The organism is Chryseobacterium endophyticum (assembly GCF_056333165.1).
On the sequence record NZ_JBWGXE010000009.1, the window covers coordinates 92,178 to 107,770 of the forward strand.

Here is a 15,593-nt window from a genome sequence, read left to right on the forward strand (position 1 = left end):
AATTATCAGGAATTATACTGAATAAAATCTTACTTTCGTTTTGAAGATTTCCGGATGTACAACTGCGGCGCAAGAACAACCTTCTTCTCGATGGAAATACCCGAGCCGTTTTCTTTTACATTTTCAAGAAATACCTGGCCTGCCATTTTCCCCATCATCACAGGAGTCTGATCAACCGAACTGATCGGCAGCTCCATAAACTGGGTAAAAGGCTCGTTGGAAAAACCGATCACAGCCACTTCCTGCGGGATTTTAATTTTTTTCTTCTTTAATTCCTGGCAGGCGCCCAGCGCAGCAAAATCACTCGCTGAAAAGATGGCATCCGGAACGGATTTCCTGTCCCAAAGCTTTTTAATGGCCTCAATACCCGCTTCAATAGAACTGCCCGTAGCCATGATATTTTCCTCTTTTACCTGAAAGTCATGATCGATCAGTGCTTGCTTATACCCATTCAGACGGTTCTGATAAATTTCAAGATTCAGATCCCCTGAAAAGTGGCAGATATTCTTGTATCCTTCCTTGATCAGATGTTCTGTTGCTAGGTAGCCGCCCCGGTAATCATCAATAGTTACCGTGCTGATGCCCGAAATATCTTTCTTACGGTCAAAAAATATAATCGGGGTATTGGTGGTATCGAGTATGCTCTGAATATGAGCCGTATCAATCGTGGTTTTGGATACCGACATAAAGATCCCGTCGACCTGCGCATTTAAGAGGGTATTCAGATGTCTTTTCTCAATATTCACGTCTTCGTGGCTCTGGCAGATGATCACATGATAACCGAAAGGGGAAAGCTCTTCTTCTATCCCGCGGATCACGGAGGAAAAGAAATTGGTATTGACGAAGGGAACGATAATGCCGACATTTTTGGTTTCCCCGCTTTTCAAAGCTTTGGCCAGATTGTTCTGCTTATAATTCATCTCCTTTGCCGTTTTGGTAACCAGGTCTTTGGTGGCCTGGCTTATCCGGGGATGATTGTTAAGGGCTCTTGAAACAGTTGCCACACTTACGTTTAGCTTCTTCGAAATATCATAGATGGTGGCATTTTTCTTATTCATACGGGGTTCTGAGTTATGTCTCTAAATGAATGTGCATTATTGACGTAAATTTAATCAAATTATGTCTACCATAAAGGAAATTATGCATTTTATATGACATTTAAAAATAAGCAGTCCAAACCCGGTTAAAAATAAGGATGATGATTTTTTTTACGATCCTGAATCAAACCCGGATCGATCATAAAGCCGTATTCCTATTCTTCGTTTCCCGACGGAATATTTAATCCTTCCTCCTGCGCTGAAGATCCGTTGATTCTATTAATAATCAGCGTTCTTAAACGGTCCTGATGCTGATCGCCCCACTGGCCTAATGCACTCACAACGGGAATCAGGCTTTTGCCAAATTCGGTAAGGCTATACTCTACTTTCGGGGGAACAACCGGGTAGATGATCTTTGAGATCAGTTCGTGATCTTCCAGTTCCTTCAGCTGTACATTTAAAACCCTGCGGGAAGCGTCCGGTATTTTGCGCTGCAGTTCGCTGGGTCTTTTATGTCCCTCATTGATAAACCACAGCAAACGGATTTTCCATTTGCCGTAAAGCACTTCACCGATCAGATCCAGTCCGCAGTTGAGGTTGGGAATTATTTTTCTCTCGTACATATTGCAAAATTAAACGTATGCTTCAATTTACGCAATAGGGGATCAATTTATCCCTATATGAATCGTAATTCCGTACTTGTGCAAACTGTTTTTATACCTCAATTTTGGCCTATAACAATTCTTAAAAAAATGGAACAATTTAATTTCAACAATGAATTATCGGGCAAGATTGCCTTAGTGACCGGAGGTACCAAAGGAGCAGGACGGGCCATTGCCGAAAGACTCTTACAAGCCGGAGCCACGGTGATTATCACCGCCAGAAACGCGCCGGAAAATGAAAATCCCAACTTTCATTTTATGGCCGCTGATTTAAGTAAACCGGAAGAAGCAAAGCACATCATCGACAAAGTCTTGTCGACTTATGGAAGGCTTGATATCCTGGTCAATAATCTTGGTTCATCCGAAACACCGGCGGGCGGTTTTGCGGTGCTCAGCGATGAAGACTGGGAATCTACCTTACAGGCGAATCTGCTTGCACCGGTAAGGCTTGACCGGGGATTTTTACCCCAAATGATTGAGCGGAAAAGCGGTGTTATCATTCATATTGCTTCGATCCAGGGTAAACTTCCTTTGTACAATTCTACACTGCCGTACGCAAGTGCAAAAGCAGGATTAATCAACTACAGCAAAAGCCTGTCAAATGAAGTGACACCAAAAGGGGTGCGTGTGCTTACGGTTTCCCCGGGATGGATCAACACAACGGCCTCGAAAGCCTGGTTGGGTGAAATCGCCAGAAAGGCAAACAGTACGGTGGAAGAAGCACAGCAAAGCGTAATGGATGCATTGGGCGGAATCCCTTTCGGAAGACCTGCCGAACCACTGGAAGTGGCAGAATTAGTCGGTTTTCTGGTTTCACCACGGGCTGATTATCTAACGGGTACCAATTTCGTTATCGACGGGGGAACCGTTCCTACTATTTAACAACCTTAAAAATATATCGTTATGAACTTACCAAAAGTACTCGCCGATTTGGTTGAAACACAGAACCGTTTCGACAGCGCAGGCTATGCCCAATGTTTTTCAGAAACCGCCGTTGTTTTTGATGAAAGTAAAACCCACACCGGAAGAAAAGAAATCGAACAGTGGATTGAAAAGGCCAACAACGACTACCGAGCCGTCATGAAACCTCTCGAATATTCGGAAAATGAAGAAATCCTGAAAGCCGAGGTTTCCGGAAATTTCCCGGGCAGCCCGATCGTAATGTCTTATGATTTAACCTTAAAAGACGGACTCATCCAATCATTGAAAATAACGGGATAATAGAAAGACGAATCAAATAATCTCTAAAAGCATGAGGCTATCCAAAAAATTGGAAGCCTCTTTTTTTACGCCAGAAAATTGAACCGGTAATTTTTTATGTTCCGGAGGATCAAAATCTGTGTAGCAGAAAAAAAACAATGGAATATTGCAAGCAGGCGGTAGTGTGCTATGATAAGATAGAACTCCGACGAGTTCCGGTACAAGATGCTGATATTGATCTACACAGATATTGCTCCTGAGGAGCAAATCCTACGCTGTGCGATAAAAATCATTATTTAAATCAGATAAAATCGTGGCGATTACAAAAAATGACTATCGTGACTTTTAGAACAGCTTCTTGCCTGCTGAACCTGTGGTCAGTCTTACACCTTTTGTAGTCCTCCGGATACGTTATTTATCCCTCGGGCCCCGTCTTTAACCCTTTCGGTAACGTTATTCAGCAGTCCGGAGACGTTAGGTGGAGCTCCGGAGACATTTTTCATCCCTTGCGACCCGTTGTTCACCGGTCGGGAGAGGTTGGCAACGTACCGTTTGACGTTATTAACCCCTACCGCCCCGTTGAGAACCCTGCCAGACCCGTTAAGAACGTATCGCGACACGTCCTGCAACGGGTCGGAAGCGCTGATGAACGTATCGGGAGGCGTGAAGAACGGGTCCGGACACGTTCCGGACGTGTCGGTTGACGTCCGGAACGTGGAATGTGTTGAAAAAGGATATTGCTAAAAAGTATACGACTCATCCGCAGAAAGGAATTGCTCTTTTGTAGAGAGGCATTTAAATTTCAATCTTTTAAAAGGCGGCGAAAATTCAAAAAAATTTCTGACGGCTCCGGTTGTTTTCATCGTTTTATGGATGTATATTTATAAAAACAACCAATGGATACAAACGATTTACCAAAGACCATTCCTGAACTTGAACAATGGATGAAAGATCATTGTTACAATTTCAACAGCTATTCCGTTAACGGAAATCCTATTTATGAAGGCTTTGGAATGGAAAAGTCGGATGGTCATTTTACCTGGTATTATACGGAACGGGGGAAGAAAGAGCCTTTGGAATCCTTCAACACCGAGGCGGAAATCGTGGCGCATGCTTTTCATCAGATCACTTCAGACCGATGGGCGAAGACCCATTGTATCGGCTTTTCCGCTGACATCCGTAAAATCTCCGACCTGAAAAACACATTAGACCGCCTGGACATCGAATATTTTGAAGATAAAATACCCTATTACGGACTGGAAAGACCGGTGTACAGAATATTTGTTTCAGGTTGTGACATTCTGAAAACAGAACATTTAAAGAAAACATACCGGACGGAGAAATAAACGGTGGCGATATCTCGATTAAATCAATCGTTTTCTACAAATACTTTCTTATAACCACCCCGTCTTAATCGTTTCCCGCTTTTATAATGGTCATATTTAGTTTTAATTTTTGAAGGAAAATTCCAGCTTTTGTATCGAAGCCAGTTAAATTCCACTCCTGTGGAGGGGTGGGAAAAATTCAAAGAATTTTTGACGGGGTGGTTTATGTACTTTAAATTAAAAGAGCTAGGCTCATTTTAATTTAAAATAAATCAGTAATCTCCTGGCTCTTTACAAAATTCGCTTCATGCCTATTCCAAAACAAAGAAAATGCTCCCCGCCGAAGCCGGAAGCATTTTCAACCCTAATATTTAATATAATTAACCCATTACAGGGAGACCCCACGTCTCCATGGAATGAAATCATTCTGATTCAGTAAGTCGGCTTTGGTTTTGACCTGGCCGCTGGCTACCCGGATGATGTATTCTAACAGCTCATCTGCCGCTTCGGGGATGGTTTTATCTCCGCTGATCACGGTTCCGGCATTAAAATCAATGATGTCCGGCATTTTTTCTGCCAATGCGGTATTAGAAGAAATCTTTACGACCGGGGCAATAGGATTCCCCATCGGTGTTCCGAGGCCTGTGGTAAAAAGGACGACGGTTGCGCCTGATCCTACCAAAGCCGTGGTACATTCGGCGTCGTTTCCGGGCGTACAGAGAAGGTTGAGGCCTGGTTTTGTGGCATACTCTGTAAAATCCAGCACTTCAACGATGGGCGCGGCACCTCCCTTTTTGGCGGCACCCGCAGATTTCATCGCATCGGTAATGAGACCGTCTTTGATGTTTCCGGGAGACGGGTTCATATCGAAGCCTGAGCCAGCTGCTACGACCGATTTTTCAAAATCTTTCATGAGCTGAAGGAATTTCACACCATCTTCATCATTGATGCAGCGGTTGACCAGTTCCTGCTCTACCCCACACAATTCCGGGAATTCGGCAAGCATGGTGGTACCGCCCACAGCAGCCATGATATCGGAAACTTCCCCCAAAACCGGGTTGGCAGAAATTCCTGAAAAACCATCGGAGCCTCCGCATTCCAAACCGATGTTCAGTTTGGTAATGGGTGCCGGTTTTCTTTCTATATGATTGGCCTGTTTAATTCCTTCATAGGAATCTTTGATAACGCCGGTAAGCATCTCATCAATCGTTCCCGATTTCTGCTGTTCGTAAACGACGATCGGTTTTTTGTTATCCGGGGCCAAAGCATGCAGCGCATCCATAAAGATCTGCACCTGAAGATTCTGGCAACCCAGGCTGAGTACGGTAGCACCCGCTACATTCGGGTTGTTGACATATCCTGCAAACAGCCTTCCCAACGCTTCGGCATCCTGACGGATTCCCCCACAACCACCCTGGTGGGTAATGAATCTTACGTCGATATTTTTGAATACTCTTGTATCGTTTTGCTCCTCTTCCACGGAAACATCAGCTTCCGAACCGCCATTTAATAATGATCTTAATAATAACTGATGCTTGCTTGCTTTTTCGTGCAGTAGTTCTTTTTCAAAGATGTCTTTGAGGGTTTCGATATTCTTGTTTTCACAGAATACCAAAGGAAAGAATAACCAGACATTTTCTGTTCCCACCTGCCCGTCCTCACGGTGATAGCCCATGAAAGTACGGTCTTTCCATTTGTCTGCATTGGGTGGATTCCAGCCCAGGGTTTCGGTTTTGCCTTCCACTTTTGCGCTCTGGTGCTTTACGTTTTCCGTGGTGATCACCTCTCCTTTTCTGATGGTTTGGCTGGCTTTTCCGACGATGACACCATACATGATGATCTGCTCGCCGGCCTCAAAATCTTGGGCAGCGAATTTATGTTTAGCTTTAATATCTTTGACCACCGTATAATCTGTACCGTCAAGATGTACCGATTCTCCGGCAGGTAAATCCACCAACGCTACAATGACGTTGTCTTTAGGATTTACTTTCAGTACTTTCTTTTGCATGATTTTTAAGAATTAAATTCTACAAAATTGTTATATGCTGTTTCCATATCATGATGATCGATCTCGTACAGTGCTTTGGAAACGGCTGCTTTTAAACCTTCAACCTCTGTAAGATCTGTGTCCCAGAATCGTTTTTCGCTTAATGCCAATTCTGCTATGTTCCCGTAATTTTCGTTTGTCCAGATTTCTTTGAATCTGTTGATGATTGCTTCTTCATCATTCAACGGAAGCGTTTTTTCTCCAAAACTTCCCTGGTAGAACCTGATTAAACATGCCAAAGAGAATGTTAAATTCAAAGGTAGCTTATTGTGGGTTTCAACATATTTTAACAAACTCGGAAGCACTCTTACTTTAAATTTAGATACAAAATATAAAGCGATGCTTGCCAGATGATGTTTAATGAAAGGATTTCTGAATCTGTCGAAAACTTCTTCCGCGAATTTTTTTAATTCTGTTTCATCCAGACCTAAAGTCTGATTAACTTCATTAAAGATAGAATCGCTTAAAAATTTACCGATAAATTCGTTATCAATGGAGTCCTTTACGGTTTCTTTTCCAGCTAAAATTGCAGGAGCCAGCATCAAAGTATGCCCGCCATTCAGAATTCTGACTTTTCTCAGACGGTAGGGCTGAATATCATCAACCACTAAAATCTGTTCGTTGATCTTGTTGAAAGGAATTCTTTCATTTAAATTTCCGGCATCCTGAATAACCCATAAGAGGAAAGTTTCGGAAACCACCATCATCCGGTCTTCATAATCCAGCTGATCTTCGTAAGATTCTGCATCGTCTTTCGGATACCCCGGAACGATTCTGTCTACCAAAGTATTGTGGAAATAGTTGTTTTCATCGATCCACTGGGCAAAGCTTTCTTCTAAATTCCAAAGTGTTGCATATTTTAAAATAATATCTCTTAAGACAAACGCATTGTCTTCGATCAGTTCACACGGAATAATTCTCAGTCCTTTATCTTCTGCCCCGTTAAAATGTTTGAATCTTTCATGTAACAGAACTGTTACTTTCGCAGGAAAATTTTTGTGCGGACCTGTATAAGAATTTTCTGATTCGTCGTACGCAATTCCGGTTTCCGTAGTGTTGGAAAAAATAAACTCCAGCTCTTCTTCTTTGGCCAGCGCCAAGAATTCATCATAGTTTGTATATGGATTCACAGATTTCTGAATGGCAGAAATGATCTGCTTTTCGTCAATAATTTCTCCTTTTTTGATTCCTCTGGTGAAAAGGGTATATACATTATTCTGTTCTTCCAGCTTATGAACCGAACCGTTCGGCGTCGGCTGAACATTTACTATTCCGGCATTGAATCCGGTTTCTTTATTTAACCTGTCAATCACATAATCGGTGAATCCTCTCATGAAATTTCCTCCGCCAAACTGTACAATTTTAATGGGAAGTTTTTCCTGAGCATTTATTAATTCACGATTTAGTTTTTGTTTTATCTGATTTTCCATTTTCTAATTTTTATTGCGGGGTTGGTTTGCGCTGTGCTTTTTTGAACGCAGAGGCCGCAAAGGTTTTTTAACTGCTTACGATTTTATTATTCTTAACTTCTTAAATCACCTTAATGATTGGGGTTGAAAGCAGAGGCCGCTTAGTTTTTTTTAAATTCGCACTGCATATTTTAAGTTCGCAAAGGCGTTTCACTTAGCAGAGAACGCAGAGTTCTTTTATTAACAGTTGGGTTCTTAATTTAAACGTAAGGTTTTTACTTAGCGATGACATCATTGTTTTTTGTACTTCCTCAGATCCAGTTATTTGATTACTTTATATTTCGGGACTAATGTTTTCATCACTGCCCACGCGATGAGGTATGCTACGGCACAGATCGAGAAGATAATCATGTATCCTTTGTCGATTCCGTCCACGACTACGGCTCCGGATTTTTCCAGCTGCTCGAAGAATTTGTCCGGCAATCTTTCGTTGATGTATTCCGGATATTTTTCCAATAAAGGAGTTCCATCCACGGTTGTCCACGCTTTATGGGCATGATCGAATAAAATACCTGAGGATATATTAATTAAAAATGATCCGATTCCGCCTGCCATTCCTCCGATTCCGGTGATGGTAGCGATGGCTTTTTTTGGGAACATATCGCCGACGGTCGAGAAAATATTAGCCGACCAGGCCTGATGGGCTGCTCCGGCAACTCCGATGATGAGCACAGGAATCCAGTATGTGATAGAGCCCAAAGGCTGCGCCAATAATGCTAAGAGTGGGAAAAATGCAAAGATCAGCATGGCTTTCATCCTTCCGGAGTAAGCGTTCATTCCTTTCTTTTCCACAAAATATTTCGGAAGCCATCCCCCGATAATTGAGAATAATGTGATCATGTACAGGACAAACAGCGGAAATGCACTTTGGGTGGAGTCCATTTTATAGACCGAACTTAAATAAGCCGGTGTCCAGAAGAGAAAGAACCACCACACCCCATCGGTCATAAATTTCCCGAAGGCAAATGCCCACGTCTGTCTGTAGCTGAAACATTCCCGGTAGGTAAATTTTCTTTCTTCCACGGTCTCTCTCTCCGTTTCCACAAGCACTTCTTCCTGATCCTGCTGGATGTAAGTAAGCTCATGCTCATTCACTTTATGGTGGTCGTGCGGTTTTTTATAGTAGAATACCCAAAGGCCCATCCATACAAATCCTAACGCCCCAATAATGATGAATGCCCATTCCCACCCCATTGATTTTGCAATAAAAGGAATGGTAACAGGGGCTGCCAAAGCACCTACGGTAGCCCCGGCATTCCAGATGCTGGTAGAGAAGGCCCTGTCTTTCTTGGGAAAATATTCGGCCGTTGTTTTAATGGCTGCGGGAAAATTCCCGGCTTCCCCAATAGCCAACACGAAACGCGCAAAAATAAACAGCGAAACACTGGTGCTGATAATGGCAGAAGTATTGGAAACTTTCGCGATCAATTCTTTGGAACCGTGAAAACCGGCCATCCAGTTTCCGGTAAGGATTCCCGATGTTGCGATTCCGCAGAAAGCGTGTAAAATAGCACCTACCGACCAGATTCCGATAGCCCAAAGAAAACCTTTTTTGGTATCCATGAAGTCGACAAATTTTCCTGCGAAAAGCATTCCTATCGCATAGAAAATGGAAAATAAAGCCGTGATATTTCCATAGTCGTTGTTGTTCCAGTGAAATTCGGGAGCGATAAAATCTTTCCATGTTAATGATAAAACCTGACGGTCCAGATAATTGATCGTGGTGGCAATGAACAGCAAAACGCAGATCGTCCATCTGAAATTCGTCGGTTTTAGGGATTTAACTGAACTCATATTTATTTTTTTGAATTAGTTGGCTGTTGGTTTAATTTTTACTGTTGGTTGGTTTGAACGCAAAGGTTCGCAAAGGCGTTTCACATAGCAGAGACCATAGAGTTTTTCCTTAATCAATTGTTATTTTTCCTAACTTCTTAATCATTAATGGTGGGTTGAATGCAACGTTTTTTATGATCTTAAAGTCTGAATAATGTCCAGTACTTTTCTGGTTTCATTTTCGATGCCTGCATAATTTTTTGCCAGCATAGCTTCTTTACTTATCAATTTGCTTCCCATCCCGACGGCAGAAACTCCGGCTTTAAACCAGCTTTCAATGCTTTCTTTGGTAGCATCTACCCCACCGGTTGGCATAAACTTCAGATGTGGGAACACCTCTTTGATGGCACTCATAAATGCGGATCCGAGAACATTTCCCGGGAATAATTTGATGAAGGTGACGCCTGATCTTTCAGCTTCTATGATCTCAGTCGGCGTCATGCATCCCGGACTGTATAAGAGGTCTTTCGGAATTAAAAATTCGGACACTTCTTTTACAAATCCCGGACTGATAAAAAAATCGGCACCTGCGTTGTAATATTCTTCTGCCTGCTTTACATCTTTTATCGTTCCTATTCCTAAAAGCATTTCCGGCATTTCTTCATTGCGGACTTCAATCATTTTGTGAAAATTGCCCAGGGCAGATTCACCGCGGCTCGTATATTCCACCGCACGTATTCCCGCTTTGTATAGGGATTTTAATATTTCTATCGTTACCGTCTCGTCAGCATGATAATACAGCGGTAAAATCCCCTGGCTGATGATGACGTTCGTAACAGCTTGAATTTTTGTCATTTTTATTTCATTATTTATTGGAAATAATCTTTTTTTGAACACAGAGTTCGCAAAGGTATTTTTATTGCGGACTGCCATTAGTTTCGCAAAGCCGCTTCGCTTATAAAAGAACAAAGCTTTATCAGTTATAAACATATCATTCTAAACTGATTAATTCAATTGCTAAAAGCTAGCAGCTAGCAGCCAAAAGCCATTTACCTTTTTATTCTTCCTCCGGAGTCTCCGTTCATGACTTCGAGAATATCTTCTGCGCTGCTGTAATTGATGTCCCCTACAATGGTGTGTTTGATGGCACATGCTGCATTGGCAAAGTTCAGGGCTTTTTCATCATCAAAATGAATCAGTCCATAGATAAGTCCGGCAGCAAAGGCATCTCCGGTCCCTATCCTGTCGACCACCGGGCTGACTTCCAGCAAATCCGTTTCGAAATAATTCCCGTTGAGCAGGGCTCTTCCCTGTGTTTTCTGGGCACTCGCCGTAACGCCGATTCTTATTTTGTCGAAGATCTTATGGATTGAGGGACAATGCTTCTGCAATGCTTCAGAGGCTTGTATAAAACCTTCTTTATCAAAAGAAAACTGTTTACCCAGGATTTCATTGATTTCGTTGACCCCTCCGATGAAGATCGTGGAATAAGAAACCAGTTCTTTCAGAATTTCCTGCCCGCTTTTGCCGTATTTCCACAGGTTGGAACGGTAGGCAGGATCGGCAGTAATTTCCATTTCCATTTCACGGGCGGTTTTTAAAGCTTCTCTCAGGCTTTCGTAGGCTGCGCGCGAAATTCCGGGGCTGATACCTGTCCAGTGGAAATACCGGTGGCCTTCCAAAACCTCTTCCCAATCAATCTGTTGAGGTTTGATGTTTGCAAAGGAGCCGTTCAGTCTGTTGTAAGCGATTCTGCCTGCGCGAACCGATGCGCCTGTTTCAAGAAAATACAATCCCAAAGGATGCTCATTTTTACTGATAAAAGCGGTATCGATCCCAAAACTTTTGATAAATGACAGCGCAGATTCCCCGACAAAATCATCTGAAACACAACTCACATGCCTTACCCTGCATCCCATGGTAGCGAGTGATGCCGCTACATTCAGCTCTGTTCCGCCGAAAAAAAATTCCATCTCATGGCTTTGCTTCATGGTACGGTTTCCGGTAGGTGAAAGCCTCATGATGACTTCTCCGAATGTGACTATTTTATTGCTCATTGTTTAAATTAATGATCATTTAAATACTTGCTATTTAATGCAAAGGGTCGTTAATATTTTTTACTACTAATTGTTTTTAGTTCTTAAAGCGTTTCACTTAACTAATACCTCTCAAATTTGACAGATTACGCAATTTTTTTTACATAATCATCTGCTGGATTTGCTCAATCTTCGAGAGTTCTTATTTAATTTAAAAATCAAAATAATTTTTAGCATTATGGTAGCAGATATCGGAAATAATTTTCCCGACATGTTCCATATCATCCGGCAGTTCTCCTTTTCTCATTTCTTCACCGAAAAGGTTGCACAGCACTCTTCTGAAATACTCATGTCTCGGGAAAGAAAGGAAACTTCTGGAATCGGTAAGCATACCGACAAAACAGCTGATCAATCCCATATTGGAAAGGGCATTCATCTGCTTGATCATGCCGTCCTTCTGATCCAGGAACCACCATCCCGACCCAAACTGTACTTTTCCTTTAATGCTTCCATCATTGAAATTCCCGATCATGGTGGCAAAAATCTCGTTGTCGGCAGGGTTTAAGTTATAAATAATCGTTTTTGTTAATTTATCTTTTCCGTCTAAGGTGTTTAAAAATTTAGACAAAGTTTCGGCCTGTACAAAATCACCGATAGAGTCCCAACCCGTATCCGGACCGAGAATTCTGTGCATTCTCTCGTTGTTGTTCCTTAAAGCACCTAAATGGAACTGCTGTACCCATCCGTATTTGTGATAGGTTTCACTTAAAAACAAAAGAATAGCCGTTTTGAATTGGTTGACCTGCTTTTCAGCGATTACCTTTCCATCCAACTTATCACTGAAGATGGCATTGATTTCAGCTTGCGTAGATTCTTCAAAAGAAATATTGTTTAATCCGTGGTCACAGAGCCTGCAGCCGTTTTCGTGGAAATATTCGATTCTTTTTAGTAAGGCATCACACAGCGTCTGGTAAGAATTAATTTCAATACCTGCAGCTTCAGCCAGCTTTGCAAGATAATCTGCAAAGTTGTGGTTTTCAATTAAAATGGCTTTATCCGGACGAAAAGCTGTGCTTACTTTAATGCTGAAATCGCTCTTCGCCAGATCCTGATGATAATTGAGGGTATCGGTAGGATCTTCGGTGGTACAAAGTGATTCTATGTTCATCATTTTCAACAGTCCTCTTGTGGATTTTTCCGGGGTCTGGAGCTGCGAAGTGATGTTGTCGTAAATGTCTGAGGCATTATCCTCATTCAACAATTCATCGATTCCGAAATACCTTTTCAGTTCGAGGTGTGTCCAGTGATAAAGCGGGTTTCTCAGGGTAAAGGGCACTGTTTTTGCCCAGGCCTGGAATTTTTCTTTATCGGTAGCATACCCGGTGATGAATTTTTCGCTGACGCCCAGGGTACGCATGGCTCTCCACTTGTAATGGTCGCCGGCGATCCAGACTTTGGAAATATTTTCGAAAACAGTATCTTCGGCAATATCTTTAGGGATCAAATGATTATGATAATCAATGATGGGTTGTTTTTCTGCATATCTGAAGTACAATTCTTCAGCGTATTTATTCTGTAGTAAAAATTGATCTGTTATAAAAGGTTTCATTCTATCTGATTCTGTAGTTATTCATTAGCGGGTTTCCCGATGGTTGCCAGAATTCCGCCGTCAACGTAGATGATCTGTCCGTTGATGAACTTACTGGCTTCAGAGGCCAGGAAAATTGCGGTTCCGGCGAGGTCTTCGGGGTTTCCCCAACGCCCTTCGGGTGTTCTGCTGATGATAAAATCGTTAAAGGGATTTCCATCCACTCTTATCGGCTCTGTCTGCGATGTGGCAAAGTATCCGGGACCGATACCGTTTACCTGGATGTTGTGTTTGGCCCATTCGGTGGCCAGGTTTTTGGTGAGCATCTTAAGCCCGCCTTTTGCAGAGGCGTAGGCCACCACATTATCGCGGCCCAGCTCACTCATCATAGAGCAGATGTTGATGATCTTCCCTGATTTTCTTTTGATCATGTATTTTCCGACAAGCTTCGACATGATAAAAGGACCGGTAAGGTCTACATCGATTACTTTTCTAAAATCTTCGACCTCCATTTCAATGGCCGGAATGCGTTTGATGATGCCTGCATTATTGACCAGGATGTCTATTTTTCCGTGGGTTGCTTCCATTAAAGCGACTTTCTGAGCAGCTTCCAGTTCGTCGGTCACATCAAAGAGATAGCCTGTTGCCTTATATCCTTTATCATGATAATACTGCAAAGCTTCTTCTAATTTCGATGGCGTGGTACTCGTAATGGCCAGTTCAGCACCGGCAGCGGCAAGTCCTTCTGCCATTGCCATTCCCAGACCGTGCGTGCCTCCGGTAACGACCGCTACTTTTCCGGATAAATCAAATAAATTCATTGGAAATTACTTTAATTCGTTGGTTTTAATTCCGTCCATATCGCCGTAATCCATATTCTCTCCGGCCATTCCCCATATAAAGGTATAATTGGAGGTTCCCACTCCCGAATGGATAGACCATTCCGGAGAAAGTACCGCCTGCCTGTTGGTCATAAAAATGTGGCGTGTTTCGTGAGGCTGGCCCATAAAATGGCTTACCGTCTGGCCTTCCTCAAGGTCAAAATAAAAATAGGCTTCCATTCTTCTGGTATGGGTGTGTGCCGGCATGGTATTCCAGACGCTTCCGGGCTGCAGTTCGGTCATTCCCATCTGCAGCTGGCAGGTTTCCAGAACGGAATTCACAATCAGTTTGTTGATGACGCGTTTATTGGCGTATTTTTCGTCTCCCAGTTCTACGATCTCGGCTTCGTTTTTCGTGATTTTGCGGGTTGGGTACGTATGGTGCGCAGGTGCAGAATTGATGTAAAAATAAGGCTGTTCGCTTCCTGATTTTTCAAAAACAATCTCCTTTGCGCCTTTCCCGATGTACAAAGCCTCTTTGTTGGCCAGCCCGTACACTTCACCGTCTACTGTAACTTTTCCATTGCCTCCGACGTTGATGATCCCCAGCTCTCTCCTGTCCAGGAAATGTTCAGCTTTCAGATCGTCCGTCGGTTCCAGAGTCAGGGCTTTTGCGGAAGGCATAATACCGCCGACAATCAGCCTGTCGTACATACAATAGACCAGTTTTATCTTATCTTCATTAAATAAATCATCGATCAGAAACTCCTTTCTGAGATCTTCCGTCGTATATTTTTTTACATCTTCGGGATGATGGGCATAACGAAATTCTGATGGTGCCATACTTCTTTTTATTTTTCTTTTATGGTGGTTTTTATTAAACCTGTTAAACATTGCGTAATCGATTGCATAAAATTACACTAAAATTCACAGAAATACTTGTGGGATAAATATATCATTATTCTTTAATTAGTTAACAAAAATTTAATTTAAATTTATAAAAAGCTCATATTCAACTAATTAAAATTCAAAAACAAGCATTAATACTTTAGTAAAAAAAGAAATTCATTCCCGGATATTAACCAAAACTGATGTTCAAAACGCAGAAAAATATAAAATCATGCCAGAAAATAAGCAATCCTGGCTATTAAATATCATCAAAACTGAACTTAAATCGAGCAGTCTTCCGCTTTCATTATCAAATCCGTCTTTCAGCGTCTGAAATATTCGCTTTAATAATCATTCAAAAGATGATAAAAATCAGGAAATGAGATTAAATTTCGATGCTGTCTTTCAATTTTGGTAAATATCAGATCGGCAAAATGAGATGATTTTAATTAAATTTTAAGGTAAATTCTACTACAGCCATCAACTTTTCATTTATTTTTTAAAGAAGCTTCAGTTACTTAAAATTAATATATAATCAAATGTATATCAATTATTTATATATAATTTTCAAATTAAATAATACTTTATATAAATCACCTCTTAACACAAATTAATGAAAAAATAATATTTTTTTCTTTGCATATTGGAAAATAATATTAGTTTAGGAGCCAGGATATTTATATGAAAATTTACGCAATCGATTGCACTATGGTAAGCGTCAATTTAAAAGAATATTTCCACTAGAAA

13 protein-coding genes are annotated in these 15,593 nt (G+C 41.7%); 3 read left to right on the plus strand and 10 right to left on the minus strand.

All coding sequences use genetic code 11. From position 1 onward, the window contains the following. Nucleotides 1-29: 29 nt before the first annotated feature. Complete coding sequence (locus AC0N32_RS17445; protein ID WP_476395119.1) at nucleotides 30-1,058, minus strand: LacI family DNA-binding transcriptional regulator; 1,029 nt, start codon at nucleotides 1,056-1,058, stop codon at nucleotides 30-32. Nucleotides 1,059-1,252: 194 nt separating this feature from the next. Further along, the gene (locus tag AC0N32_RS17450) at nucleotides 1,253-1,660 is read right to left on the minus strand and encodes a winged helix-turn-helix transcriptional regulator (RefSeq protein WP_476395120.1); all 408 of its coding nucleotides are present in this window, start codon (nucleotides 1,658-1,660) and stop codon (nucleotides 1,253-1,255) included. Between the two features lie 129 nt (nucleotides 1,661-1,789). On the opposite strand from AC0N32_RS17450, the gene AC0N32_RS17455 reads away from it, so the two are divergent. The 3 genes from AC0N32_RS17455 (at nucleotide 1,790) to AC0N32_RS17465 (ending at nucleotide 4,245) form a co-directional block, all read left to right on the plus strand. Next, the gene (locus AC0N32_RS17455) at nucleotides 1,790-2,581 is read left to right on the plus strand and encodes an SDR family oxidoreductase (protein ID WP_476395121.1); all 792 of its coding nucleotides are present in this window, start codon (nucleotides 1,790-1,792) and stop codon (nucleotides 2,579-2,581) included. A gap of 21 nt (nucleotides 2,582-2,602) precedes the next feature. Then, the gene (locus AC0N32_RS17460; protein ID WP_476395122.1) at nucleotides 2,603-2,920 is read left to right on the plus strand and encodes a nuclear transport factor 2 family protein; all 318 of its coding nucleotides are present in this window, start codon (nucleotides 2,603-2,605) and stop codon (nucleotides 2,918-2,920) included. Between the two features lie 875 nt (nucleotides 2,921-3,795). Beyond that, nucleotides 3,796-4,245, plus strand: coding sequence for a hypothetical protein (locus AC0N32_RS17465; RefSeq protein WP_476395123.1), 450 nt, complete (start codon nucleotides 3,796-3,798; stop codon nucleotides 4,243-4,245). A 367-nt stretch (nucleotides 4,246-4,612) separates the two neighbouring features. Here AC0N32_RS17465 and AC0N32_RS17470 read toward each other — a convergent pair whose 3' ends face one another. From AC0N32_RS17470 to kduI, 8 genes are all read right to left on the minus strand, one after another. Then, nucleotides 4,613-6,232, minus strand: a complete 1,620-nt coding sequence (locus AC0N32_RS17470; RefSeq protein ID WP_476395124.1) for a UxaA family hydrolase — start codon at nucleotides 6,230-6,232, stop codon at nucleotides 4,613-4,615. Nucleotides 6,233-6,237: 5 nt separating this feature from the next. Then, complete coding sequence (locus AC0N32_RS17475; protein WP_476395125.1) at nucleotides 6,238-7,701, minus strand: tagaturonate reductase; 1,464 nt, start codon at nucleotides 7,699-7,701, stop codon at nucleotides 6,238-6,240. Nucleotides 7,702-8,001: 300 nt separating this feature from the next. Further along, a complete protein-coding gene (locus tag AC0N32_RS17480; RefSeq protein WP_476395126.1) occupies nucleotides 8,002-9,534 on the minus strand; it encodes an MFS transporter in 1,533 nt (510 codons plus the stop codon). 171 nt (nucleotides 9,535-9,705) lie between these two features. Beyond that, entirely contained in the window at nucleotides 9,706-10,368 is a 663-nt protein-coding gene (locus AC0N32_RS17485) for a beta/alpha barrel domain-containing protein (RefSeq protein ID WP_476395127.1), read from the minus strand. 194 nt (nucleotides 10,369-10,562) lie between these two features. Beyond that, nucleotides 10,563-11,570, minus strand: coding sequence for a sugar kinase (locus tag AC0N32_RS17490; protein ID WP_476395128.1), 1,008 nt, complete (start codon nucleotides 11,568-11,570; stop codon nucleotides 10,563-10,565). A 190-nt stretch (nucleotides 11,571-11,760) separates the two neighbouring features. Next, nucleotides 11,761-13,158, minus strand: a complete 1,398-nt coding sequence (gene uxaC / locus AC0N32_RS17495; RefSeq protein ID WP_476395129.1) for a glucuronate isomerase — start codon at nucleotides 13,156-13,158, stop codon at nucleotides 11,761-11,763. A gap of 17 nt (nucleotides 13,159-13,175) precedes the next feature. Next, the gene (locus AC0N32_RS17500) at nucleotides 13,176-13,958 is read right to left on the minus strand and encodes a gluconate 5-dehydrogenase (RefSeq protein WP_476395130.1); all 783 of its coding nucleotides are present in this window, start codon (nucleotides 13,956-13,958) and stop codon (nucleotides 13,176-13,178) included. A gap of 6 nt (nucleotides 13,959-13,964) precedes the next feature. Next, complete coding sequence (gene kduI, locus AC0N32_RS17505) at nucleotides 13,965-14,801, minus strand: 5-dehydro-4-deoxy-D-glucuronate isomerase (RefSeq protein WP_476395131.1); 837 nt, start codon at nucleotides 14,799-14,801, stop codon at nucleotides 13,965-13,967. Between the last annotated feature and the right edge of the window lie 792 nt (nucleotides 14,802-15,593).

Bases quoted from the DNA above. Each gene is read 5' to 3' on its own strand.
- AC0N32_RS17445 (WP_476395119.1), bottom strand. From the start codon at position 1,058: ATGAATAAGAAAAATGCCACCATCTATGATATTTCGAAGAAGCTAAAC.
- AC0N32_RS17490 (WP_476395128.1), bottom strand. From the start codon at position 11,570: ATGAGCAATAAAATAGTCACATTCGGAGAAGTCATCATGAGGCTTTCA.
- AC0N32_RS17455 (WP_476395121.1), top strand. From the start codon at position 1,790: ATGGAACAATTTAATTTCAACAATGAATTATCGGGCAAGATTGCCTTA.
- AC0N32_RS17465 (WP_476395123.1), top strand. From the start codon at position 3,796: ATGGATACAAACGATTTACCAAAGACCATTCCTGAACTTGAACAATGG.
- AC0N32_RS17480 (WP_476395126.1), bottom strand. From the start codon at position 9,534: ATGAGTTCAGTTAAATCCCTAAAACCGACGAATTTCAGATGGACGATC.
- AC0N32_RS17460 (WP_476395122.1), top strand. From the start codon at position 2,603: ATGAACTTACCAAAAGTACTCGCCGATTTGGTTGAAACACAGAACCGT.
- uxaC (WP_476395129.1), bottom strand. From the start codon at position 13,158: ATGAAACCTTTTATAACAGATCAATTTTTACTACAGAATAAATACGCT.
- AC0N32_RS17450 (WP_476395120.1), bottom strand. From the start codon at position 1,660: ATGTACGAGAGAAAAATAATTCCCAACCTCAACTGCGGACTGGATCTG.
- AC0N32_RS17485 (WP_476395127.1), bottom strand. From the start codon at position 10,368: ATGACAAAAATTCAAGCTGTTACGAACGTCATCATCAGCCAGGGGATT.
- AC0N32_RS17475 (WP_476395125.1), bottom strand. From the start codon at position 7,701: ATGGAAAATCAGATAAAACAAAAACTAAATCGTGAATTAATAAATGCT.
- kduI (WP_476395131.1), bottom strand. From the start codon at position 14,801: ATGGCACCATCAGAATTTCGTTATGCCCATCATCCCGAAGATGTAAAA.
- AC0N32_RS17500 (WP_476395130.1), bottom strand. From the start codon at position 13,958: ATGAATTTATTTGATTTATCCGGAAAAGTAGCGGTCGTTACCGGAGGC.
- AC0N32_RS17470 (WP_476395124.1), bottom strand. From the start codon at position 6,232: ATGCAAAAGAAAGTACTGAAAGTAAATCCTAAAGACAACGTCATTGTA.